14 protein-coding genes and 1 pseudogene are annotated in these 22,329 nt (G+C 73.4%); 7 read left to right on the forward strand and 8 right to left on the reverse strand.

What is annotated here, in order from left to right:
• Window positions 1-477: 477 nt before the first annotated feature.
• The 3 genes from ACZ6EM_RS27715 (at window position 478) to ACZ6EM_RS27725 (ending at window position 6,094) form a co-directional block, all read left to right on the forward strand.
• On the forward strand, window positions 478-2,679 hold the full coding sequence (locus ACZ6EM_RS27715) for a M4 family metallopeptidase (protein WP_401053531.1): 2,202 nt from the start codon (window positions 478-480) through the stop codon (window positions 2,677-2,679).
• Between the two features lie 321 nt (window positions 2,680-3,000).
• A complete protein-coding gene (locus tag ACZ6EM_RS27720) occupies window positions 3,001-5,223 on the forward strand; it encodes an RICIN domain-containing protein (protein ID WP_465773486.1) in 2,223 nt (740 codons plus the stop codon).
• A 220-nt stretch (window positions 5,224-5,443) separates the two neighbouring features.
• On the forward strand, window positions 5,444-6,094 hold the full coding sequence (locus ACZ6EM_RS27725) for a hypothetical protein (RefSeq protein WP_465773487.1): 651 nt from the start codon (window positions 5,444-5,446) through the stop codon (window positions 6,092-6,094).
• 353 nt (window positions 6,095-6,447) lie between these two features.
• Here the strand turns inward: ACZ6EM_RS27725 and ACZ6EM_RS27730 are convergent.
• Window positions 6,448-6,744: pseudogene (locus ACZ6EM_RS27730) on the reverse strand (hypothetical protein); the annotation flags it as partial.
• A 216-nt stretch (window positions 6,745-6,960) separates the two neighbouring features.
• Window positions 6,961-8,241 carry a metal-dependent hydrolase family protein gene (locus ACZ6EM_RS27735; RefSeq protein WP_401055893.1) on the reverse strand — a complete coding sequence of 427 codons (1,281 nt, stop codon included), beginning with the start codon at window positions 8,239-8,241 and terminating at the stop codon, window positions 6,961-6,963.
• 173 nt (window positions 8,242-8,414) lie between these two features.
• Between ACZ6EM_RS27735 and ACZ6EM_RS27740 the strand changes: the two genes are divergently transcribed.
• Window positions 8,415-9,497: an alpha/beta fold hydrolase gene (locus ACZ6EM_RS27740; protein WP_452178454.1), complete on the forward strand. Its 1,083-nt coding sequence runs from the start codon at window positions 8,415-8,417 to the stop codon at window positions 9,495-9,497.
• Here the strand turns inward: ACZ6EM_RS27740 and ACZ6EM_RS27745 are convergent.
• The 6 genes from ACZ6EM_RS27745 to ACZ6EM_RS27770 all read right to left on the reverse strand — a co-directional run bounded on the left by ACZ6EM_RS27745 (window position 9,487) and on the right by ACZ6EM_RS27770 (window position 17,120).
• Entirely contained in the window at window positions 9,487-10,791 is a 1,305-nt protein-coding gene (locus ACZ6EM_RS27745) for an NAD(P)/FAD-dependent oxidoreductase (RefSeq protein WP_465773488.1), read from the reverse strand. The genes ACZ6EM_RS27740 and ACZ6EM_RS27745 overlap by 11 nt on opposite strands.
• Window positions 10,791-11,567, reverse strand: coding sequence for an ABC transporter ATP-binding protein (locus ACZ6EM_RS27750; RefSeq protein ID WP_465773489.1), 777 nt, complete (start codon window positions 11,565-11,567; stop codon window positions 10,791-10,793). The genes ACZ6EM_RS27745 and ACZ6EM_RS27750 overlap by 1 nt, the downstream gene beginning before the upstream one ends.
• Entirely contained in the window at window positions 11,564-13,420 is a 1,857-nt protein-coding gene (locus tag ACZ6EM_RS27755; RefSeq protein ID WP_465773490.1) for a dipeptide/oligopeptide/nickel ABC transporter permease/ATP-binding protein, read from the reverse strand. The genes ACZ6EM_RS27750 and ACZ6EM_RS27755 overlap by 4 nt, the downstream gene beginning before the upstream one ends.
• Window position 13,421: 1 nt before the next feature.
• On the reverse strand, window positions 13,422-14,390 hold the full coding sequence (locus tag ACZ6EM_RS27760) for an ABC transporter permease (RefSeq protein WP_465773491.1): 969 nt from the start codon (window positions 14,388-14,390) through the stop codon (window positions 13,422-13,424).
• A 12-nt stretch (window positions 14,391-14,402) separates the two neighbouring features.
• Window positions 14,403-15,998, reverse strand: a complete 1,596-nt coding sequence (locus tag ACZ6EM_RS27765) for an ABC transporter substrate-binding protein (RefSeq protein ID WP_465773492.1) — start codon at window positions 15,996-15,998, stop codon at window positions 14,403-14,405.
• A gap of 87 nt (window positions 15,999-16,085) precedes the next feature.
• A complete protein-coding gene (locus ACZ6EM_RS27770) occupies window positions 16,086-17,120 on the reverse strand; it encodes a 3-oxoacyl-ACP synthase III family protein (RefSeq protein WP_465773493.1) in 1,035 nt (344 codons plus the stop codon).
• Window positions 17,121-17,472: 352 nt separating this feature from the next.
• Here ACZ6EM_RS27770 and ACZ6EM_RS27775 point away from each other — a divergent pair, with 352 nt between their 5' ends.
• From ACZ6EM_RS27775 to ACZ6EM_RS27785, 3 genes are all read left to right on the forward strand, one after another.
• Window positions 17,473-19,173 carry a DUF885 domain-containing protein gene (locus ACZ6EM_RS27775; RefSeq protein WP_465773494.1) on the forward strand — a complete coding sequence of 567 codons (1,701 nt, stop codon included), beginning with the start codon at window positions 17,473-17,475 and terminating at the stop codon, window positions 19,171-19,173.
• A gap of 310 nt (window positions 19,174-19,483) precedes the next feature.
• Complete coding sequence (locus ACZ6EM_RS27780; RefSeq protein WP_401043354.1) at window positions 19,484-19,825, forward strand: DUF5132 domain-containing protein; 342 nt, start codon at window positions 19,484-19,486, stop codon at window positions 19,823-19,825.
• Between the two features lie 226 nt (window positions 19,826-20,051).
• On the forward strand, window positions 20,052-22,307 hold the full coding sequence (locus ACZ6EM_RS27785; protein ID WP_465773495.1) for an ABC transporter ATP-binding protein: 2,256 nt from the start codon (window positions 20,052-20,054) through the stop codon (window positions 22,305-22,307).
• Window positions 22,308-22,329 lie beyond the last annotated feature (22 nt).

Below are 22,329 nucleotides of genomic sequence, written 5' to 3' on the forward strand. Positions count from 1 at the left end.
CCCTACGTCCACGCCTACAACGCGGACGGCAAGGAGATCTACAACCAGAAGACCCAGCCCAACGTCAAGGGCACCCGCCCGTAGACGTCACACCGGACGCACGCTGGTGGGGCCGTCGTCGGCGCCGGTCTGTTTTCCCCCGCATTACCCGTCTTCTGACGGTGGATTACCTCGACATTACGTCTATGACGAAGCATTCCGGCCAACTTGTCGCCGCACGGGTGACGTGTTTCCAACAAAGATGGCACTGTACCGTCCCATCGCCGCAGCGGCCCTTGCAGTCGCACGCGCACCACCCGCTGCGGTGATCACGTGGAGGTTGTCCCCCACTCGAACCACCAGCTCTACCGGGCGGCACCATCCCTGCCCTCCCGGCTGACTCCGGCCGCACCCGCGCGGCCGTCGCAGAAGGAGTTCAGTGTGAATCGATCCTCCCGAAAGACCACCGGCGCAGGCGCGTTGACAGTCGGCGCCGCGATGATCGTGGCTGTTCTGACATCCGGTGTCGCCATCGCCGACGAGACTCCCGCCCAGGCCCCCGCCGAGGCCCGGGCCACCGCCGGCGCGCTGCCGGTGCAGCTGTCGCCGGAGCAGCGCGGTGAGTTGCTGGCCTCGGCGGACGCGTCGCTGGCGGAGACCGCCAGGTCGCTGAAGCTGGGGTCGAAGGAGGCACTGGTCGCCAGGGGCGTCACCAAGGACGCCGACGGCAGCGTGCACACCCGCTACGAGCGGACCTTCGACGGACTGCCGGTGCTCGGCGGCGACCTGGTCGTCCACACCGCCGCGGACGGCTCCACGAAGGGCGTCACCAAGGCCACCGAGGCGGACATCGCCGTCGACACCACCGCCAAGGAGAGCGCGGAGGCGGCGAAGGGCCTCGCGCTCGACAGCGCCGGCAGCGCGAAGGTCGCGGAGCCGGCGGCCGACAGCGCCCGCAAGGTGGTCTGGGCCGCGTCCGGCACCCCGCGCCTCGCGTGGGAGACGGTGGTCACCGGCACGCAGGAGGACGGCACGCCGTCCGAGCTGCACGTCATCACCGACGCCAACTCCGGCAAGAAGATCTTCGAGTACCAGGGCGTCGAGACCGGCGTCGGCAACAGCAAGTACTCGGGCCAGGTCACCATCGGCACCTCGGCGGCGGCCGGCGGCGGCTTCGCGTTGACCGACAACACCCGCGGCGGCCACAGCACCTACGACCTGAACGGCACCAGCTCCACCAAGAAGCTGTTCACCAATCCGACCGACACCTGGGGCGACGGCACCGTCGCCAACCGGCAGACCGCCGCCGTGGACGCCGCCTACGGCGCCCAACTCACCTGGGACTACTACAAGAACGTCCACGGCCGCAACGGCATCAAGGACGACGGCGTCGGCGCCTACACCCGGGTCCACTACGGCAACAACTACGTCAACGCGTTCTGGTCCGACAGCTGCTTCTGCATGACCTACGGCGACGGCGCGGGCAACGTCAAGCCGCTGACCTCCATCGACGTCGGCGCCCACGAGATGACCCACGGCGTCACCTCGGCCACCGCGAACCTGGTCTACAGCGGTGAGTCCGGCGGCCTGAACGAGGCCACCTCGGACATCATGGCCGCCGCCATCGAGTTCTGGGCCGACAACCCCGAGGACAAGGGCGATTACCTGGTCGGCGAGAAGATCGACATCAGGGGCGACGGGAGTCCGCTGCGCTACATGGACAAGCCCTCCAAGGACGGTCGCTCCAGGGACTACTGGTCGTCCGACCTCGGCTCCGTCGACGTGCACTACTCCTCCGGCCCGGCCAACCACTGGTTCTACCTGGCCTCCGAGGGCAGCGGCAGCAAGACCGTCAACGGCGTGGCCTACGACTCCCCGACCTCCGACGGCCTGCCGGTGACCGGCATCGGCCGGGACGCGGCCGCCAAGATCTGGTACCGGGCGCTGACCACCTACATGACCTCGTCGACCAACTACGCGGCGGCCCGCACCGCCACCCTGCAGGCCGCCGCCGACCTGTACGGGCCGACCAGCGCGACCTACATGAACACCGCCAACGCCTGGGCGGCCATCAACGTCGGCCCGCGCGTCGTCGACGGCCTCCTGCTGGACCCCGTCGCCAGCCAGATCACCGCGATCGGCGCCCCCGCCGATCTCCAGATCAAGGCCGCCAACTTCAACCCCGGCATCGTCACCTACCACGCGACCGGCCTCCCCGAGGGCCTGACGCTCCACCCGGTCACCGGCCGCGTCACCGGCGTCCCGGCCCTTACCGGCACGTACACGGTCACCGTCACCGCCAAGGCCTCCCACCACAGCAGCCTCGCGACGACGTTCACCTGGAAGGTCTCCCGGGGCATCTTCGCGAACACCACCCCCGTGTCGATTCCGGACGGGGGCCCTGCGATCTTCTCGGACATCGTCATCGACCGGATTCCGGGCCGGGCGCCGAGCGACCTCAAGGTGGGCGTGGACATCAAGCACACCTGGCGCGGTGACCTGGTCGTCGACCTGGTCGGCCCGGACGGCACGGTGTACTCGCTGAAGAAGAGCAACCTCGGCGACTCGGGCGACAACGTCATCGAGACCTACACGGTCGACGCCTCCGCCCAGCTCGCCAACGGCACCTGGCGGCTCCGGGTGCAGGACATGTACCGCACCGACTCGGGCCGCATCGACGGCTGGAAGCTCATCTTCTGACCGTGTCGGCACCGGGCACTGAGCACCGGGCACTGGGCACTGAGCACCGGGCACTGAGCACTGACCTCTGAGGTGATCCGGTCGGCGAAGGCACTCACTTCGCCGACCGGATCACCTCTTGGCCGTGCGGCACGGTCCGTCGCCAGGCTCCGGACCACCCTGGCTGGAACCGGCGCCGCCGTCGCCCACGGTTCGAACGCGCTGAATATTTTCGCAAGATGTTTCTGTTATTGCCGGTCGTCCCGTGTGCTCTCCGGAGTGTCGGAAGGCCCGGACCCCTTCACCACAGGGTCCGGGTCGTCGCACGAGGAAAGGAACGCGATGGGACACCGGAGCACCGAGCTTCGCCGGCGCAAGCGCCGCAGGCTCACCCGCAGGAGCGCACTGGTCGCCGCGGCGGTGGCGGCAGGGCTGCTGGCGGGAACGCTCGGCATCCGCACCGCGCTGGAGCCGACGGCCCTGAACGGCGCCGTCACGGCCGCGGCCGACGGGGTCGACGGTTCGGGGACGCAGGCCGGGCTGGTCGGCTACGACGGCGGACCGGGGGAGACCGGCACCGCCGAGGGGGCCACCCAGGCGCCCGCCCCGAAGCGGGACCAGAAGGCCGCGCCGCTCAAGGCGATACCCAAGGACGAGCCCGAACGCGGCCTGGTCTACGCCGGATTGAGCCTGCCGGGCAGCGACCGCTGCGGCGGCACGCTGGAGGTCACCGGCAGCACCCAGTGCAGCCACGGCCCGGACGTGCCGCCCAAGGGCGTGGACATCCGCCAGGACGTCCCGCCGGTCGCGGCCCCGGCCGCTCGGACGCCCGCGCTCACCCCCGCGGCCGGAGCCCAGGCACCCGCCGCCGCCGACCTGCTGAAGGGCTCCACGCCCGTCCTGGACGCCACGCAGAAGGCACTGCTCGGCGGCGCCGGCACCGCCGCGGACGCTGCCCCGGCCGGAGCGGCCGTGCCCGCCGGGTCGAAGCTGGTCTGCGAGGGCGACGGCAGCAGCGGCAACCGCGTCCAGGTGGTGTACGTCCACAGCCCGGGCAACGACCGCTTCGCCCAGTACCTTGCCTCGTTCAAGAAGTGGTCCGCCGACGTCGACGTCATCTACAACGCCAGCGCCGCGGAGACCGGCGGCGAACGGCACGTCCGCTTCGTCACCGAGTCCGACTGCAGCGCCTCGGTGCTGAACGTGCAGATCTCCGACGCCGAGATCCAGGACTTCAACGCGAGCAACCGGGCCCTCGCCGCGCAGGGGTTCAACCGCAAGGACCGCAAGTACATGATGTTCACCGACGCCAAGGTGTACTGCGGGATCGGCACGTTCGCCGGCGACGAGCGCCCCGGCCAGGACAACCTGAGCAACTTCGGTCCCTCGTACGGCCGGACCGACTCCGGGTGCTGGAGCGGCAGCACCGCCGCCCACGAACTCGGCCACAACCTGGGCGCGGTGAACAACAGCGCGCCCAACTCCAGCAAGGCCGGGCACTGCGTCGACGAGTGGGACGTGATGTGCTATTCGGACGCCCCCGACTACCCGCAGATGCGGACCGTCTGCCCGGACCGCGCCCATGACGACCGGCTCGACTGCAACCACGACGACTACTACAACACCTCCCCGTCGCCGGGCAGTTACCTCACCACGCACTGGAACGTCGCCAACAACCGCTTCCTCATCGCCGGTGGCGGCAGCGGCCCCGACCCGACGCCCACCCCGCCTCCGACCGGCACGCCGACCCGCACGCCCTCGCCGTCCCCGACGCCCACCGGCAGCACCACCCCCACGCCGACCGGCTCCCCGTCGCCGACCGCGACCGCGACCCCGACCGCGACCCCCACTCCAACTGCGACCCCCACGGCGGGCAACACCGGCCCCGCGGTGGGCGTCAGCCAGGTCACCCAGAACTCCGCCGTGCTCAGCTGGACCGCCGTACCCGCCGCGGCTGGCTACGACGTCCTGCTGAACGGCCAGGCGATCGGCACCGTCCGCTCGACGGTGGTCGGCGTGGTCCGCCTCGCCCCCGGCACCTCGTACACCGTGGCCGTGGCCGTCCGCGACGCCGCCGGAGCGGTCGGCAAGCCCGGTCGCACCGCCACCTTCCGCACGGTCACCGACGCCGGCCGCCCGCAGCCGGGCACGCGCTACACGATGGTCAACGGACTGACCGGGCAGGCCGCCGACCTGTGGGGCAGCTCGATGAACGACGGGACCGTGGCCATCGCCTACCAGCGCACCGGCTACGCCAACCAGAAGTGGCAGTTCGAGGACGCCGGGAACGGCGCGGTGCGGATCAAGTCCGCGCGCTCCGGCAAGTGCCTGCAACTCGGCGGCGCCCCGGTGGCCGGTCAGTACGTCGCCCAGCAGCCGTGTTCCGACGCGGCCGCGCAGAAGTGGCAGCTCAACGCCGTCGAGGGCGGGTTCACCGTCACCGCGGACGGCGGCTCGCTCGTGCTGGGGCTCAGCACTCGCTGGTACTACGGCGGTTGGCTGCTGGAGCTGCAGCAGGCGAACGGCCGGCCGCAGCAGAACTGGTCGCTCCTGAAGGCCACGTAAGCAGGCACCTCCGACCGACCGCGGGCCGCGGGCCGCGCGCCCGAGGACCGTGGCCCGGCTGCCCGGCTGCCCGGCTGCCCGGTGCCCGCCAGCCCGGTGCCACGGTCCCGCACGTCGCCCGGCCCGCGCGCCGGGCGCGGCCACCCGTTCCGGCGCGGCCGCGCCCGACGCCCCCGTTTCCCGCACCCGACCTCCCACACCGCTCCGAGGAACACCCGCCATGCGAACCCGCCCGCTCCTCGCCGCCTGCGCCCTCGCGGCGGCCGTCGTCCTGCCCACCGCCGCACCGGCCGGTGCCCACGGCGACAGTGTCCACCTGGACGTCACCGGCCAGCAGAACGGTCGCGTCAGCACCGTCGCCACCTGGGAGAACGACCACGACCCGGTCACCGAGGAGTTCGCCGGCACGCTCTCCGCCACCGCGGCGGACGGCCGGACGGTGGGCCCCTGGCGACTGGTCGGCGCCCCGGGCCGCCCGGGGACGTACACCACCCGGGAGATCCTGCCCGCCGGGCACTGGCAGGTGACCGTCGACTGCGCCTTCCCCTCGCTCGGCCACGCCCAGCGCGAACTGGACGTGGCGGACGCCGTCATCGACGACCCGGTGCCCGCCGGCACGGCGGCCGCGTCGCCCCCGACCGGTGTGCCGTCGGCCGCGTCGACGGGGACGGGCGCCGGGCCCGTCCCGGTGCCCACCGGCGGGACGGTGTCCGAGCCCGCTCCCGCCGGTTCCGCACCGGCCGCGTCCTCCGGCTCCGCCTCCGAGCGCGACACCTCCGACTCCACCACCTGGGCCGCCGCCGGCACCGCCGTCGTGGCCGTGCTGCTGGTCGGCACCGGGCTCTGGCTCCGCCGGCGCCGCCGGGCCTGAGCCGCCGGCCCCGGTCGCCGGTCCGAGCAGTCCGGCCGTACCGCCGGGGTGCCTGCCGGGGACCGCCCGGGCGCGAACGGACGTCCTTCCCGGTCATCGGGCGCCATCGGGCACCCGGTGACCGGGAAGCGATCCACCTCGGACGGAGAACGTACTGGTCACCGGCTGCGCGGGGTCCATCGGCAGCCCGGTGGCCGCCGTCCGGCTCGACCGGGGGAGCACCCCGGTGGTGCTGGACGATCACGCCAAAGGCCCGGGCCGAGTGCGGCGACGGCCGTGTCCCCCGCCGGCCGATTCGGCGACGAGCCAGTCCGGGCCCCGCCGCTGCGGGGCGGTCGCCTCGGCTACCGCGCTTACCGGGACGCCCTGCTCGACGCCCTCCGCGACCGATCGCGGAAGGGGGTCGTGGGTGTGGCGGTGGGGAGCGCGTCCCTGATCCTGCGGCCGGCTCCCCGTCCGTCGAGGGTGCAGGTCGGCTGGTGCGTCCGCGTGGCTTGAATGGGGTGCCGGGGAGTTCCGGGGAGTTCCGGGGCGGGGAGGCGGTCGCCCGGGTAGCCCTGGACGGCGCCGAAGCGGTCGGTGGCGGCCTGCCACTCGTCGCGGGCCTGGACGATGTCCTCGTGGGTGCGGCCGGTGAAGTTCCACCACATACCACGCGATCCACGGTTCCTCCCAGGTCAGAGGCTGGGTGGACCACTCGACGGTCCTGCGCCCACACCAGCACGCGGTCGGCCCGTCCGGGCCCCGGCCGGCGAGCCGCACGAACAGGCCCTCGAACGCTCCCGCGGCGGACTGACCACGAAGGCCCACCTGGCGGTCGGCGCCCCTACCCCGCACGTGACGGAGCCCGTGTCCGGGTGAGCCGGTCAGTCGAGCTGGTTCTTGTGGACGACGCCGCCCTTGACGATGAGGCGCAGGTTGCGTTGGGGGTCGGCGAGGACGGACAGGTCGGTGGTGGGGTCGCCGTCGACGACCAGGAGGTCGGCCCAGGCTCCCGGCGCGACGACGCCGAGCGGCGCCGCGCGGTAGGGGTCGCGGCGACCGGACATGCGGAAGAGCTCGGCGTTGCCGGAGGTGGCCAGCTTCAGGGCGTCGACCGGGCTGAGGTACCGGCCGAGCCGGACGAGCATCTGGATCTGCCGGTCGGCCTTCGCGGGGTCGAAGACCAGGTCGGTGCCGAAGGCGAGCCGCACGCCGTGGCGGAGTGCCCAGTCGAAGACGCGGGCGACGCCCTCGCACACCTCGCGGTTCTTGCGGGTGCTGTCCGGGGAGGCGTAGTGGTGGTCGTCGACCTCGAACGGCTGGGTGCTCAGCCACACGTGCTTCTGCGCGAGGTGGCGGACGGTGGCCTCGTCGACGAGGTGGCCGTGCTCGATGCAGCGCACCCCGGCGTCCACCGCGCGGCGCACGCCCTCGGAGGTGTAGACGTGCGCGGTCACGTAGGTGCCCCAGTCGGTGGCCGCGGCGACCGCCGCCTCCAGTTCCGGGGTGGTGAACTGCAGTACGTCCAGCGGGTCGAACTCGGAGACGACGCCCCCGCCGGCCATCAGCTTGACCTGTGCGGCGCCCTTCCTCAGCTGCTCGCGCACCGCCGCGAGCACCCGTTCCGGTCCGTCGGCCACCCGGGTGAACCCGATCCGTTCGGTGCGGGCCTGCGGACCGCCGAACGCGGTCGGGGTGTCGTGGACGGCCCCGAAGTCGCCGTGCCCGGAGGTCTGGGAGACGGCTGCCTGGCTCGGGTAGATCCGCGGGCCCGGGAACAGCCCGCGGTCGAGGACCCGCCGTAGCGGTTCGGTGTCGCCGGCCATGTCCCGGACGGTGGTGAAGCCGCGCATCAGCATGTCGCGGGCCGAGGCCAGGGCCTGGTAGTACACGGTGCCGGTCGGTCCGAGTTGCAGCTCCGCCATGGTGCCGCCGATCGCGAACAGGTGGACGTGGGCGTCGGTGAGCCCCGGGATGAGCGTGCGGCCTCCGCCGTCGAGCACCCGCGCCCCGCGGGCGCTGAGCGGGGACGGGGTGCCCAGCACCACGTCCGCGATCCTGTCCCGCTCGACACGGACATGTCCCGGCACCGCCTCCGCGCCGATTCCGTCGAAGACGCGGACGTTGGTCACCAGCAATCCGGCACCGGAGTTGTCGACATCCATGCCGTCATCCTCGACCGGTCGAGGGGCCATCACCAGAGGGCACCCCGAATGGAGCAGTGCCGGTGACCTTCCGAAGCGGGGTGCGCTCGGACGGTCGCCGGGTGAGGGTACGGGCAGAGGGGGAAGAAGACGGACAGGGGTCGGTTGTCGGATGCTGCTGTCACGGAGGGCCGATGCACCGGGACGGACGGGTGGCGAACTTCCTGCTCGCGCTGCTGAGCCGGGACTGGACGGGCGTGCCGGCCGCGCTGGTGGTGGCAGTGGTGGGTGGTGTCCTCCTTCGGCTCGGCACGGACTGGGCGGTGGCGCTCGGCGCTGTGGCCTTGGCTCTCGGTGTCGTGCTGGCGGCCGGGGCCGTCCGGCACCTGGTGCTGGTGGCCCGCGAGGCGGGGGCGCATCCGCCGCCCGGGCGGCTGGTCGACGTGGGCGGACACCGGATGCACGTCCTCGCCGAGGGGGAGGCCGGTGACGGGCCGACGGTGGTCTGGATGCCGGGTGGACACACGCCGGGAGCGGAGTTCGGGCAGCTGCACGCCATGCTGGCGGCCTCGACCCGCTCGGTGCTGGTCGACCGGTTCGGCACGGGCTGGAGCGAGGTCGGGCCCTTCCCCCGGACGACGGCCGCCGAGGCGGAGGAGCTGCTGGCAGCGCTGGAGCGGGCGGGGGAGCGGGGCCCGTACGTGTTCGTCGGCCACTCCTTCGGCGGGCTGCTGGTCGCGAACGCGGCCAGACGGCGGCCGGACCTGGTGGCCGGGCTCGTGCTGCTGGACCCGACACCCCTGGAGGTCATCGCCTTCGCGCCGGCCAACCGGCAGCTCGCGCGCATGCGTCGCGAGGCCGTCTCGGCCGCGGTGCGGCAGCTGTTCGGCGCCCATCGCGGCCCCGGTGGCCGCACCGGCCAGGGCTGCGCCGCCGCGTCGGTGTTCGCGGAGCTCTCACCGGCGGGCCTGGCCCGGGTGGGCTGGCAGACCGTGGTGTACGACGGGGACCTCGGCGACCTGCTGTTGGTCCTGGTGATACCCCGGGACCTCACGGGCGGTGAGGCGGTGCTGGCCGGGGCCCGGGACGCGGCCGAGGCCGAGCGGATGAGCCGCTTCTACCTCCGGAGCAGGGTCCGGTACCTGGCGGCGTCGACGGCCTCCCGGCTGGTGCACACGCCGGACGGCACCGGCCACGACTTCCCGCGCGAGGCGCCCGGGTTCGTGGCGGGGGTGGTCGCGGACCTGGTGCGGGAGCTGCGGGCGCTCAACCCATGACCGTCCGCGCGGAGTCCGCCCGGGCGGGGCGCCGGCGGGAGAAGGCGCCCAGGTCCACGACGTTGCCGGTGTGCTCGCAGCGGTGACAGAGGGGTGAGCGGTCGTGGTCGTGGCCGGCCTCGATCCGGTCGATCAGGGTGGCGAGGAAGCGGCCCACCAGCGGGGCGTTCTTGAACTGGTTGCCGCTCGTCCCCATGGCGACGTAGTAGCCGTCCAGCGCGGTGCGGTCGTAGATCGGGGTCCAGTCGTCGGCGACGTCGTACACGCCGGCGATCCCGACGGGCCGGTTGGGGACGCCGAGGTCCGGGAAGCGGCGGGCCGCCCTGGTCACCTGGGCCCGGAAGCGGCGGGCGGTCGGGCGGGGGTCGGCTTCGTCCGGGTCGTCGATCCACTCGTGCGGGTCGCAGTCCGGCTCGGTGCCGCCGACCAGGAGGTGGCCGCCGGGAGCCGCCCGCAGGTAGGTGCCGAGGTCGAGGTCGGCGACGAGGGGGAAGGGGTCGATGGGGCGGCTGCTCGGGGCGGGGACCTGGTGGACCTCCTCGCGCAGCGGGCGGACGCCGATCGTGAAGTCGTCGCCGACGCCGGCCAGCCGGTTGAGGCCTCCGGACCACGGGCCGGCGGCGTTGACCACGACCGGCGCGGTGATCCGCGTTCCGTCGGCCAGCCGGATGCCCGCCACCCGGTCCGCGCGCCGGTCGACGGCCACGACGGTGTGGTGGAACAGGAAGCGTGCGCCCAGTCCGGCCGCCGCGTCGGCGAGGTTCCGGGCGGCGAGCTGCGGGTCGTCGACGTACCCGGCGTCCGGGGTGTACAGGGCGCCGAGCTCGCCGGACGGGTCGGCGAAGAAGGCGTCGTCGTCCACCGGCTTCGGCGGCCAGTACCGCCCGGGATCGATCCCGGGAAGGCGCGCGCGCAGCGTCGGGGCGTCCCACCGCTCGTACCGGACTCCGGCGCGGTCGAACAGGGCGGCTGCCTCGGACGGTGCGACGGCGGGGGAGTCGAGCAGTACGGCGCCGGTGCGGTGGAAGGCCGCGAGCGGGCGGTGGCCGGTGAGCCGCAGGTGGTCGGGCCAGGACGTCCAGAGGTGCTGCGCCTCCCAGGCCGTGGCCACGCCGGCGAAGGTGGAGTAGTTGAACCGGATGATCGCACTGGAGGCGCTGGTGGAGCCGTGGCCGGCGGCGCCCGCCTTGTCCACGACGGCCACCTGCCGCCCGGTGCGGGCGAGTTCGAGCGCGACGGCGGCACCGATCACTCCGGCTCCGACCACCACGACGTCCGGTTGGCGACTGGTCATCAGGACCTTCGAGAGGGTAGGCGGGGGACGGAGTCGAGCAGCGTCCGAGTGTACGGGTGCCGCGGATTCCGCAACAGGACCTCGGTGGGGGCGGTCTCGACGATCCGGCCGTGCCGCATGACCGCCACCGTGTCGGAGACGTGGCAGACCGCGGGCAGGTTGTGGCCGATGAACAGCATCGACAGGCCGAGCCGCCGCTGGAGGTCGCGGATCGTGTTGAGGACGGAGGCCTGCACCGAGACGTCGAGTGCCGAGGTGATCTCGTCGGCGATCAGCAGCCCGGGCTCGACCGCCAGGGCACGTGCGATGGCGGTTCGCTGGCGTTGGCCGCCGGACAGCTGCCGGGGCAGACGGTCCGCGAACCGGGGGTCCAGGCCGACGAGTTCGAGCAGGGCGGGGACGCGCTCGGCCCGGGCCCGTCGGTCGAGCCGGTGGAACGCGGTGGCCGCTTCGAGGAGTGTCCCGCGGACGGTCATCCGGGGATCCAGCGCGGTGTCCGGGTCCTGGAGCACGATCTGGACCAGGCGGCCGAGCCGACGCCGGTCGCCGATCGTACGGACCCGGACCTCCCGGCCGTCGAGCAGCACCCGGCCCCCGTGCACGGGCGTGAGGCCGACGATCGCGCGGGCCAGGCTCGACTTCCCGGAGCCGGACTCGCCCACGAGCCCGAGTGTCGTGCCGGCCGGGATCTCCAGCGAGACCCCGTCGACGGCGGCGACCGGGCCGTGCGGGCCGTGGTGGCGGACGGTGAGGTCGGAGAGCTGAAGGACGGTCATGGCGTGACCACCTCCGCCGTCACCGGCACCGGGTACCAGCAGGCCACCTGGTGGACCGCGTCGAGGTCCTCCAGCGGTGGGGCCTGCTCGGCGCAGTTGCCCCGGCGACGCGGGCAGCGGGGCTCGAACGGGCAGCCCGGGGCGGGCGCCAGCGGGTCGGGCGGTGTGCCCTCCACCGTGGGCAGCGGCCGGTCGCGGTCCGCCGCGAGGTCCGGCACCGACGCGACCAGGGCCCGGGTGTAGGGGTGCCGGGTGCCGCACGCGAGCCGGTCGGCGGGCAGGGACTCGACGATGGTCCCCGCGTACATCACCAGGACGCGGTCGCAGAACTCGCCCACCAGCGCGACGTCGTGGCTGATGAACAGGACGGCGGCGGAGGTGTCCCGTCGGATGTCGGAGAGCAGCCGGGTGATCTGCCGCTGCACCGTGACGTCCAGCGCGGTGGTCGGCTCGTCGGCGATGATCAGACCCGGACGCACCATCAGCCCGGCGGCGATCAGCACCCGCTGGCGCTGGCCGCCGGAGAGCTGGTGGGGGCGTGCCCGCAGCACGGCCGGGGGCAGGGCCACCCGCTCCAGGGCGGCGGAGGCCTCCGCCGATGCCTGGGCACGGCCGGCGCCGCGGTGCGCCCGGACGGTCTCGGTGAGCTGGGTGGCGATGCGCAGCGAGGGGTTCAGCGCCGAGGCCGGGTTCTGGAAGATCACCGCCAGGCCGGTCGCGAGGTGGTGCTCGCGCTCCTTCGGCGTCAGGGCGGCGAGGTCGGTGCCGAGCAGGCGCAGGGTCCGCCGGGAGACCCGGGCCCGGTCCGGGAGCAGGTCGGCGACGGCGAGTGCGGTGAGCGACTTGCCGGAGCCGGACTCGCCGACGAGCCCGACGATCTCGCCGGCGCGCAGGGACAGGCTCACGCCGCGCACCGGCCGGATCACCCCCTCCGGGGTGGGGAGTTCGACGGTGAGGTCCTCGACCTGGAGCACCGGACCGTCCTCGGCGGGCCCGCTCGGGGCGGGCGGTGGCGCGGGCGTAGGGGGTGCGGGGCTGCGCCGGGCGACGCCTCCGGCCAGGGCCTCGCCGAGCAGTTGGAAGGCCACCGCCGCGTAGAGGACGGCCAGGCCGGGGGCGAGTGCGGGCAGGGGGTCGGCGTAGATGCGGTCGAGTCCCTGGTTGAGCAGCTGACCCCAGTCGTAGCCGGGCGGTTGGACGCCCAGGCCGAGGAAGCTCAGCCCGGCGAGCGCGACGAGGGCGGTGCCCGCGGCCGTGGTGGTGCTCAGCAGCAGCGGCTCGGCGATGTTGGGCAGGACGTGCCGCCACAGCAGCCGGTGCCGGCGCAGGCCGAGGACCCGGGCCGCGGCCAGGTGGTCGGTGCCCGCGACGGCGGCGGCGAGGGTCTGGGCGAGTCGGGCGAAGCCGGGCACCGCCGCGACGGCGAGGGCGAGCGTCGCCCCGCCGGCGCCCGCGCCGAACACGACCGCGAGGAACATCGCGACCAGCAGCGCGGGGAAGGCGAGCAGCAGATTGATCAGCGCGGCGAGCAGTCGGCGGGCACGACGGCCGACCACGGCGGTGGCCGCGCCGAGGAGGACGCCCATGGTCGCGCCGAGCAGGACCGCTGCCAGCGCGAGCAGCAGGGAGGGCCGGGTGGCCGTCAGGACGCGGGCGAGCACGTCCCGCCCGAGGTTGTCGGTGCCGAAGGGGTGTGCCGCGGAGGGGCCGTGCAGCACCGCGGACGGATCGGGGAGCTCGGCCGCCGCTCCCCAGAGGAGCGGGCCGGCCAGCGCGAGCACGACCAGCGAGGTCAGCATGATCGCCGGGAGCCAGGCCATCGGTGAGCGGAGGTACCGGGTGGGAAGGGGCATATCAGCTCTCCCGGATCGTCGAACGAGGGTCCAGCAGCGCCAGCAGCACATCGACCAGGAGGCCGGAGAGCAGCACGGCGGAGCCCAGGATCAGCACCATCGCCTGGACCACCGGGTAGTCCTGGGAGACCACGGACTGGGCCATCGCCGAGCCGATGCCGGGCCAGGCGAACACCTTCTCGACCAGCACCGTGCCGGCGATCATGGCGGGCAGCAGGCTCCCGGCGACGGTGAGCGCGGCGGTCGCCATGTTCGGCGCCGCGTGCCGCAGGTAGCGGCGGGCGGGGGACAGCCGTTTGCTCCGGGCCGTGCGCAGGTAGTCCTCGCCCAGCACCTTCAGCGCCTCCACCCGGACGATGCGCACCAGGACGGCCGTGGGTGCGAGGGAGAGCGCGAGGACCGGCAGCACGAAGGACTCGGCGCCCGCCGCGCCGGCCACCGGGAGCAGTTGGAGGCCGACGCCCAGGAGCGCGGTGAGTCCGGCGGCCAGGACGAAGTCCGGCACTCCGGCCAGCCCGGCGGTCACTGCCGTGAACGCCAGTTCGCTGCGGGGGTGGCGGCCGTCGCGGGTGCGGACGGCGGCGAGCAGTCCGCCGGGCAGGGCGACGGCGAGGGTGACGAGGAAGGCCAGACCGGCGATCTCCAGGGTGGCCGGCAGCCGGGTGCGGACCAGCTCCGCGACCGGTGTCCCGGTGACCAGCGAGGTGCCGAGATCGCCGTGCACGAGGCTGCCCAGGTAGTGCCGGAACTGGGCCGGGAACGGCACGTCGAGCCCGAGTCGGTGTCGGCGTGCGGCGACCAGGGCGGGGGCGGCGTCGACTCCGAGGGCGGCGCGGACCGGGTCGCCGGGGACGAGGCGGATCATCGCGAACGACGCGGTGAGCACGACCCCGAGGGAGAGGAGCAGCCGGGCGGTGCGGCGGCCGAGGAAGGCCGCCCAGGGGCGCCGCAGCAGGTGGGGCAAGGACACGGAGGCCACCGATCACTGGTGGAGGCGGATGCTGGTGGGGACGAGTTGGCCGCCGAAGGTGGTGGCGAAGGTGGTGCTCCGGCCGTACACGGTGCTCCGGCCGTCCGCGATCGGCAGGGCGTCCGCCGCGCGGAACAGCGCGGCGGCGGCCCGGTTCCAGGTGCCGCAGCCTTCGGTGTCCTGCTCCCGGAGGGCCTGGGCGACCAGGGTGTCGTACTCGGGGTTGGTGACGCCCGCGAAGTTGAGGCCCTGGGCGGGGGTGGGGCCGGAGAAGAACGGGATGAAGCCGACCGGCAGGGCGAAGCCCGGCGAGGTGCCGACCACCACGTCGAAGTCGCCGGTCCGGTACATGGCGTTGACGAGCGCGGGCAGGCTCTCGGTGACCAGCTTGACGTCGGCGCCGAGTGCCGTCCAGGTCCGGGCCATCAGCTCGGCGGCGGGCGGCAGGGTCGGTCCGAGGTCCGGGCTGGTGATCAGGCGCAGCCGCAGCGGTCGGCCGTCCTTGGCCAACCGGCCGTCCGGGCCGCGGGTCCAGCCGGCGGCCCGCAGCGCTTCGACGGCGTCCTGGGTGGGCAGGTTGGCGGTGGCGAGGTCGGCGTGGCAGACGGCGCCCTCGGCGCCGAAGTCGCCGGCCGGGCGGCCGGTGCCGCCGACGGCGACGTTGGCGAGCCCCTGGCGGTCGAGCGCGGACACCAGGGCCCGGCGCAGCGCGGGGTCGGCCAGCGGGCGGCCGGGGCGCTGGTTGAAGAAGGTCATCCCGACGACGGTCGGCACGTCGGTGGCGGACAGGCCGTGGCCGGTGAGCCGGGCGCGGTCCGGCCCGTTCACGTCCGCGATGTCGACGCCCCCGGTGAGCAGCAGGTTGGCGGTGGTGGAGGCCTGGGGCACCACCGAGATGACGATGCGGGCCGGGAGGCCGGGCGCCGCGGTGGTCGCGCCGGCCGGGCCCCAGGTGTAGCCCTCGCGGACGGTGAACTCGTACGGCCCGCCGGGGGAGTAGCGGCTCAGGACGTACGGGCCGGTGCCCTGGGTGGCGCGGTCGAGCGACCGGGGGCGGTCGAGCCCGGCGGGGCAGACGATCGGCAGCAGGCCGACGGTGCGGGTGAGGAACGGGAAGGGGGCGGTGGCGCCGACCGACACCGTGCCGGCCGGGTCGTCGGCGGTCGCGGTGAAGGGGACGTCGGGCAGGACGGTCTGGGCGCCGGCGAGCTGGTTGGCCGGGTCCCCCGCGTACGTCAGTGCCCGGGCCACCGCGGAGGCGGTGAGGGGGGTGCCGTCGGAGCAGGTGATCCCCGGGCGGAGGGTGAAGGTGGCCGTGGTGGTGGAGGCCTGCCAGGACGTGGCCAGGCCGGGGACCACGGTGCCGTCGGGGGCGAGGGAGACCAGCGAGTCGTAGGCGTAGCGGGCCTGGGCGGCGCCGAAGGTCGAGTACGGGTCGAAGCTCGGCGTCTCGCTGGACACGGCGATCCGGACGGTGCCGTGTTCGACGAGCGGGGTGCTCGTCGAGGGGCGGGCCGTGCCCCCGCAGCCGGTCATCGCGAGGGTCACCGCGGCGGCCAGGACGGTGGCGGTGGCCGTCCGGACGGGCGGCGGAGTACGACGGGGCATGGGCGTCATGGTGCCACCGAGTTCTGCCACTGGCGAGTCAACTCGCTTGCGCAGTAAGAGTGTTCGAATGTGACACGGTGATCGGGGTCAGGCGTGCCGGAGGCAGAGGGTGCCCCACTGGAAGCCCGCGCCGATCCCGGACAGGACGTAGGTGTCGCCCGGTCGCAGGCCGCCCGCGGTGACGGTGGAGTGGAGCGCGGTGAACAGGCCGGCCGAACCGGTGTTGCCGAGCCGGTCGACGGTGACGGGGACGCGCTCCCGAGGGACGCCCATGGCCTTCACGGTTTCGGCGAGGAGGTTCAGGTTGGCCTGGTGCAGGAAGAAGTGCCGGATCTCGTCGAGCGGCACACCGGCCTGCCGGGCGGCGCCGGTGATGCTCTCGGGCAGGCGGGTGGTGGCGGTGTTCCAGACGGAGCGGCCGTCCATGCGCAGGTAGTGCGCGCCGGCGGCCAGGGTGGCCGTGCTGGTGGGCAGCCGGGAGCCGCCGGCCGGGACCTGGACGTCGTAGGAGAGCTGAGAGCCCAGGTCGTAGGAGAGCAGGCCCGCGCCGGCGGTCTCGGAGCGGGTGAGCACGACGGCGGCCGCGGCGTCGCCGAAGAAGACGCCGGTGGTGCGGTCCGTGGGGTCGGTGATCCTGGAGGCGCAGTCGGCGGCGAGGACCAGGATGGTGGTGATGGAAGGGTTCTGGAGGAGGTGGGCGGCGATCAGTACGGCCTGGACGCCGGATGCGCAGGCCGCCTGGGTGACGTCCAGGGACAGGGCTCGGTGGGCGCCCAGGGCGTCCTTGACGATCAGCGCGGTTGAGGGCAGGGGCTGGTCCCAGGTGTAGGTGGCGACGATCACCGCGTCCAACTGGGCGGGGGCGGTGCCCGCCGCGTCCAGGGCCTGGTGTGCGGCGTCGACGCACATGTCGGAGGTGGCCAGCTCCGGGGCCAGGCGGCGGCGTTCACGGATGCCGGTGCGGCTGGTGATCCATGCGTCGCTGGTGTCGAGGGAGCGGGTCAGCTGCTCGTTGGTGACGACGGTCGGGGGCAGGTGCACCCCGGTCCCCGCGACGGCGAACGGGGCGGGTAGCCCCGCGCCGGTGTGGTGGTGCAGGGGCTTGTCCTGGGTGACGGTCATGCGACGGTGCTCCGCTCGGGCGCGATCAGGACCTCCGGGGCGGTGTGGCAGTGGCCGGAGGCGCAGGGGTCGCCGAGCACGCTACGTCGGGCGGTCCGGGTGATGAGGGCGCCGCGGTCCCGGAAACCGGATGCGGCGCACGCATGCGGGACCCTCCTGGCGCGCCGACCAGGGACAAGTAAGCTCATCAGAACGTCCGTGCGCACGGTGATATCCCGGCGCTCCGGTTGATGCGGTCGGCTTCCGTACGGGTCGGGGGCGAAACCCGCCGCCTCATCCGTTCGAGGGATACTGCGGCTGCTGTTTCGCCGACCGGGCAGGGCGGCCGACCCGTCACCGCCACACTGGCCGCATGAGCGCGAGGACGAACGAGCCGGGCCGGGCGACGAGCCATCTGGCGGATCGCTACTGGGAGTTCCTGCTGGAGCGCGATCCACTGCTGAGAGTCCGCCAGGGGCTCCCGGTCGAGACGCTCCCCGGAGTGTCGCCCGCCGAGGCCGAGGAGCGGGCGCGGTTCGCCGAGGAGGTGCTGGCCCGGGCGCGGACGCTCGACGGCGCGGAGCTGTCCGGTACCGATACCGACACCGTCGGATTCCTCGCGGGGTTGGCCGAGCAGGAGGTGCGCGCCCACCGCTGCTACGGGCTGACGCCCGCGGCCACGCCGTACCGGCTGTTCCCGCTGTCGCAGTACGTCGACGCGGTCCTGTGCCCCTTCCGGTTCGTCGAACCGTCCGACGTCGAGCGGTATTTGTCGCTGCTGCACCAGCTCGCCCGGGCGGTCGGCTCGATCGTCGACAAGACGGCGGAACAGGCCGCCCGCGGTTTCCGGGTGCCGGCCCCGGCCCTGGCCGGCGCACGCACCACCGTCGTCGGCCTGCGGAGTTCCGTGACGCGTCGGGTGGCGGTGGACGACGGCCGGCTCGGCGGGCTCGGCCCGGCCGTCCGGGGCCGACTCCGGGACGGGGTGCGGCGGCTGGTGGAGGCGGAGTTGGCCCCGGTCTTCGACGGCCTGCTCGCCGTCCTCGACGACCCGGACTACCTGCGGGAGGCACCGCGGGCCGTCGGCTGGGCGCGGTACGAGGGCGGGGAGGAGGCGTACCGGGAGTTCGTCCGGATCCACAGCGGGGGCGACACGCCGCCCGAGCGGCTCCACGAGCTCGGCCGGGAGCAGTGCCGGGAGCTCGCCGAGCGGATGCGGGAGGTCCGCGTCGCCCTCGGATTCCACGGCCCGGAGGGGGAGTTCCACGAGCGGCTGCGCACCGAGCCCCGGCTCTACGCGCGGACTCCCGAGGAGGTCGAGGCCCGCTATCGCGGCTACCTCGACCGGCTCGCCCCGTTGCTGCCGCGCTGGTTCGCGGTGCTGCCGGCCGCGCCGTACGGACTGGCGCGGCTGGATCCGGCGCTGGAGGCGGGGATGACCTTCGGGTACTACGAGCTGCCGACTCCGGCCGCCCCGATCGGGCGCTACCGCTACAACGGTTCCGGTCTGGAAGGGCGCTCGCTGATCGGCGCGGCCTCCCTGATCCACCACGAGCTGGCCCCCGGGCACCACTTCCACCTCGCCCGGCAGGCCGAGAACCGCGTGCTGCCGCAACTGCGTCGTGAGGTGGCCGAGTTCGGCGCCTTCAACGAGGGCTGGGCCGAGTACGCGGCGGGCCTCGGCTGGGAGATGGGCCTCTACGACGACCCCTGGGACGCCTACGGGCGCCTTGCGCAGGAGCGATTCACCGCGCAGCGCCTCGTCGTGGACACCGGGCTCAACCTCGGGACGATGAGCCTGGAGCAGGCCCGGGACTTCATGCGCGCCAACTCCACCGAGGCGGACGGCCAGATCGCCTCGGACCTGCTGCGCTACGCGACGGACCTGCCCGGGCAGGCGCTCTCCTACCGTGCGGGCTACCTGGAGTTCGTTCGGTTGCGGGCCCGGGCGGAGGCCGAGAAGGGGGCCGGTTTCGAGGTGCGGACCTTCCACGAGGCCGTGCTGGGTGGTGGCGGGCTGCCGTTCCCCGTGCTGCGCCGACGGGTGGAACGAGGGGCTAAGGACGGGGCCTGATATGTAAATAGGATCATTGGCTTATTCGGTGAGTATGCATACTTAAACCCTTGGAGGCGGATTGGATTTAAAGCACTCGCACGGGTGAAATCTGCCAAGGAAGTTTGCTCTCGGTGGACCTGGCTCGACTACGGTGGCCAGGGAGCGGGCGGTGGACCCCAAGACGAATTTTCGGCCCAGCAGGGAATCCGGCACGGGAACGAAGAATTTCGGACACGGGTGCTTCCGTCCGCCCTGTTGTGCGTGCTCCGGAGTTCGCAGTGCCCCCGGGGTCCCCTGTCATCCGTCTGCGTAGAGAGGTTGGAGCATCATGCCGCCCGTAGTACCGCCCTTCCTGATCGGCCTCGTCGTCGCGCCGCTGGCCAAGCGGCTCCTCAAGCCGCTGGTCCGTGGCGTCGTCAAGACGTCCGTCGGCATCGCCATGGAGGTGAAGAAGGCGGCCCATGAGGCCGGAGAGGGCATCCACGACCTCGCGGCCGAGGTGGCCGCCGACATGGTGGCAGCGCAGATCACCGCCGACGAGCACCGCCGGGCCGCCGAGGGCCCCGTCCCGCACAAGGAGAAGACCGAGCCCGTCCACCGGGTCGAGCACGAGTCGAGGGCCCCGAAGATCCGCGCGACCGCGACCGCCGGCGCCGGCAAGACGCCCTGACGCTCCGCCCCGCGGACCGATCAGTCGCTCGGGCGCATGTTTCGACCGGTCTCGGAAGATGTGCCCGAGCAGCTACCACCGCCCTGTCGGCCGTATCGCTTTCCCTTCAGACTTTCCATTCGTCGCGGTGCTCCGTCATGCCCAGTGACGGTCCATCCGCGACCTCCGCAAACAGGTGATCGTACACATGCCATCTCTGCTGGCCGCAGCGGCCGGGAACCTTCCCGTGGATTCGGACGTGCGCCCGCGCTCGGTCATCCCGGGGCGCCAGCGCTGGGACGTCAAGCCGGTCCTCGGACGGCCCCGGACGGCCGAGATCCTCGCCGCCGCCCTGCGGCGCGTCCCCGGGATCACCGAGGCGCAGGCGAGTCCGGTCACCGGTGGAGTCCTCGTCCGGCACGACGCGCGGGTGCGCGCCGCGGACGTCGGCCGGATCGTCCGCAGGGCCGTCACCCTGGTCCTGGAGGGGCCGACCGGGACGGTGCGCCCGGCGCCGGCGCGGCCCGCCGCACCGGCCCCGCGCCCGGACCGCGGCCTCGTCGTGCGACCGGTCCTCGCCGTCGGCGGCGGGGTGGCGGCCGGCGTCGCGCTGATCCGGGGGTCGGCGCTGAGCAGGCAACTGGTGGCACTCGGCGGGGTCGCGACCGCGACCGTGGCCGTCCTTCGGAAGGCCTGGCGCGGAACGGCCGACACGGCCGGCGAGCCGGCCGGGACCGGAACCGAACGCCACCCCCTGCTGGAGGTCGTCGGACCGCACCGGCGCCGACTCTTCCGCGCCTCCGCGCTCTCGGTCGCCTGCCAGGTCGCGGAGATGGCGCTCGCCACCTTCCTCGGCTGGACCGCGCTGGTCCTCATCAAGGGCGAGGCCGCGCCGTTGGTCCGCATCGGCCTGACCACCGCGTCCGCCCAACTCTGGGGCCTGGCAGGGCTGGTGGCCGTCGCCTGTGCCGCCGTCGCGGGCCTTTCCTACTCCTCGAACCTCCAGTGGCGCCGACTCGGCCAGGACATCGAGCACGACTGGCGGAGCCGCACGTACGACCACGTCCAGCACCTCGAACTGCGGCACCTGGAAGGCGAACGGACCACCCGGATCGCCGGCGTGCTCACCGACGACGTCCGCCAGCTGGGCGCCTTCTTCACCACCTCGGCCAACGACGTGCTCCAGATGGGCACCAGCCTGGCCATCCTGGTGCCGGTGTTCCTGCTGCTGGCACCGCAGATCGCCTGGATCGCCTTCCTGCCCATCCCGGTCATCGCCTGGCTGTCGCTCCGCTACCAGGAGAAGGTCACCGCCGACTACGCCGTCGCCGGGGAGGACCGGGCCGGGCTGCACAGCCAACTGGTGAACACCCTGGAGGCCGGCGCCACCGTCAAGAGCTTCTGCACCGAGGACTACGAGGCCGAGCGCATCGACCGGCTGAGCGCGCGGGCCCAGGACAGCAATGAGCGGACCGACCGGAGCACGATCCGGCACGCCGAGACCGTCCGGGTCTGCACGACCAGCTCGATGGCGGGCACCCTGCTGATCGGCGGTCGGTCGGTGCTCAACGGAAGCCTGCCGTTCGAGGTGTTCAGCCCGCTGATCGGGCTGCCCCAGATGGTGCTGCTGCGGATGAACCGGCTCGGCGGCATCGTCGACCAGTACCAGCGCACGCTCGCCGCCTACGACCGGGTCCACCGGCTGCACGCCCTGCCCGTCGAGGCCGAGGGCACCGGCGGACCGCTCGACACCGGGAAGGTACGGGGCGAGGTCGTCCTCGACGGCGTGACCTTCGCCTACCCCGGCCGGCCGCCGGTGCTGGAGGACCTCTCACTGACCATCCCCGCCGGGCAGGTCACCGCCCTCGTCGGTGCCACCGGCTCCGGCAAGACGACGGTCGCCAAGCTGCTGATGCGCTTCCAGGACGCGGAGTCCGGCAGCGTGCTGCTCGACGGGCGGGACGTGCGCGACCTGCCCCGCCGGGACCTGCGCCAGGCGATCGGGTTCGTCGCCCAGGACCCGTTCCTCTTCGACGGCAGCATCGCCGACAACATCCGCTACGGCAGCTTCGGGGCCTCGGACAAGGCCGTGGTCGAGGCGGCCATGATGGCCGAGGCGCACGCCTTCGTCGCGACGCTGCCGGACGGCTACGACACCCTGATCGGCGAACGCGGCGCCGCGCTCTCGGGCGGCCAGCGCCAGCGGATCGCCCTGGCCCGGGCGATCCTCAAGGACTCACCGGTCGTGGTCCTCGACGAGGCCACCTCCGCCGTGGACAACGAGACCGAGGCCGCCATCCAGCGCACCCTGCGGAGTTTCGCGGCCGAGCGGACCATGGTCGTCATCGCCCACCGGCTCTCCACCGTCCGCCACGCGGACCGGATCTACGTCATGGACAAGGGCGGCGTGGTCGCCGAACAGGGCACCCACGACGAACTCCTCGCCCGGCACGGACTCTACGCATCCCTCTGGCAGCTCCAGGCCGGCGAACTCGCCGCCTGACCACAGCAGCAGCACCCGCCCG

The sequence above is a fragment of the Kitasatospora sp. NPDC041917 genome (assembly GCF_055589745.1).

Coding starts and splice junctions, on each gene's coding strand:
- ACZ6EM_RS27740 (WP_452178454.1), top strand. CDS start 8,415: ATGCACCGGGACGGACGGGTGGCGAACTTCCTGCTCGCGCTGCTGAGC.
- ACZ6EM_RS27745 (WP_465773488.1), bottom strand. CDS start 10,791: ATGACCAGTCGCCAACCGGACGTCGTGGTGGTCGGAGCCGGAGTGATC.
- ACZ6EM_RS27750 (WP_465773489.1), bottom strand. CDS start 11,567: ATGACCGTCCTTCAGCTCTCCGACCTCACCGTCCGCCACCACGGCCCG.
- ACZ6EM_RS27725 (WP_465773487.1), top strand. CDS start 5,444: ATGCGAACCCGCCCGCTCCTCGCCGCCTGCGCCCTCGCGGCGGCCGTC.
- ACZ6EM_RS27735 (WP_401055893.1), bottom strand. CDS start 8,241: ATGGATGTCGACAACTCCGGTGCCGGATTGCTGGTGACCAACGTCCGC.
- ACZ6EM_RS27720 (WP_465773486.1), top strand. CDS start 3,001: ATGGGACACCGGAGCACCGAGCTTCGCCGGCGCAAGCGCCGCAGGCTC.
- ACZ6EM_RS27770 (WP_465773493.1), bottom strand. CDS start 17,120: ATGACCGTCACCCAGGACAAGCCCCTGCACCACCACACCGGCGCGGGG.
- ACZ6EM_RS27775 (WP_465773494.1), top strand. CDS start 17,473: ATGAGCGCGAGGACGAACGAGCCGGGCCGGGCGACGAGCCATCTGGCG.
- ACZ6EM_RS27715 (WP_401053531.1), top strand. CDS start 478: ATGATCGTGGCTGTTCTGACATCCGGTGTCGCCATCGCCGACGAGACT.
- ACZ6EM_RS27755 (WP_465773490.1), bottom strand. CDS start 13,420: ATGCCCCTTCCCACCCGGTACCTCCGCTCACCGATGGCCTGGCTCCCG.
- ACZ6EM_RS27765 (WP_465773492.1), bottom strand. CDS start 15,998: ATGCCCCGTCGTACTCCGCCGCCCGTCCGGACGGCCACCGCCACCGTC.
- ACZ6EM_RS27780 (WP_401043354.1), top strand. CDS start 19,484: ATGCCGCCCGTAGTACCGCCCTTCCTGATCGGCCTCGTCGTCGCGCCG.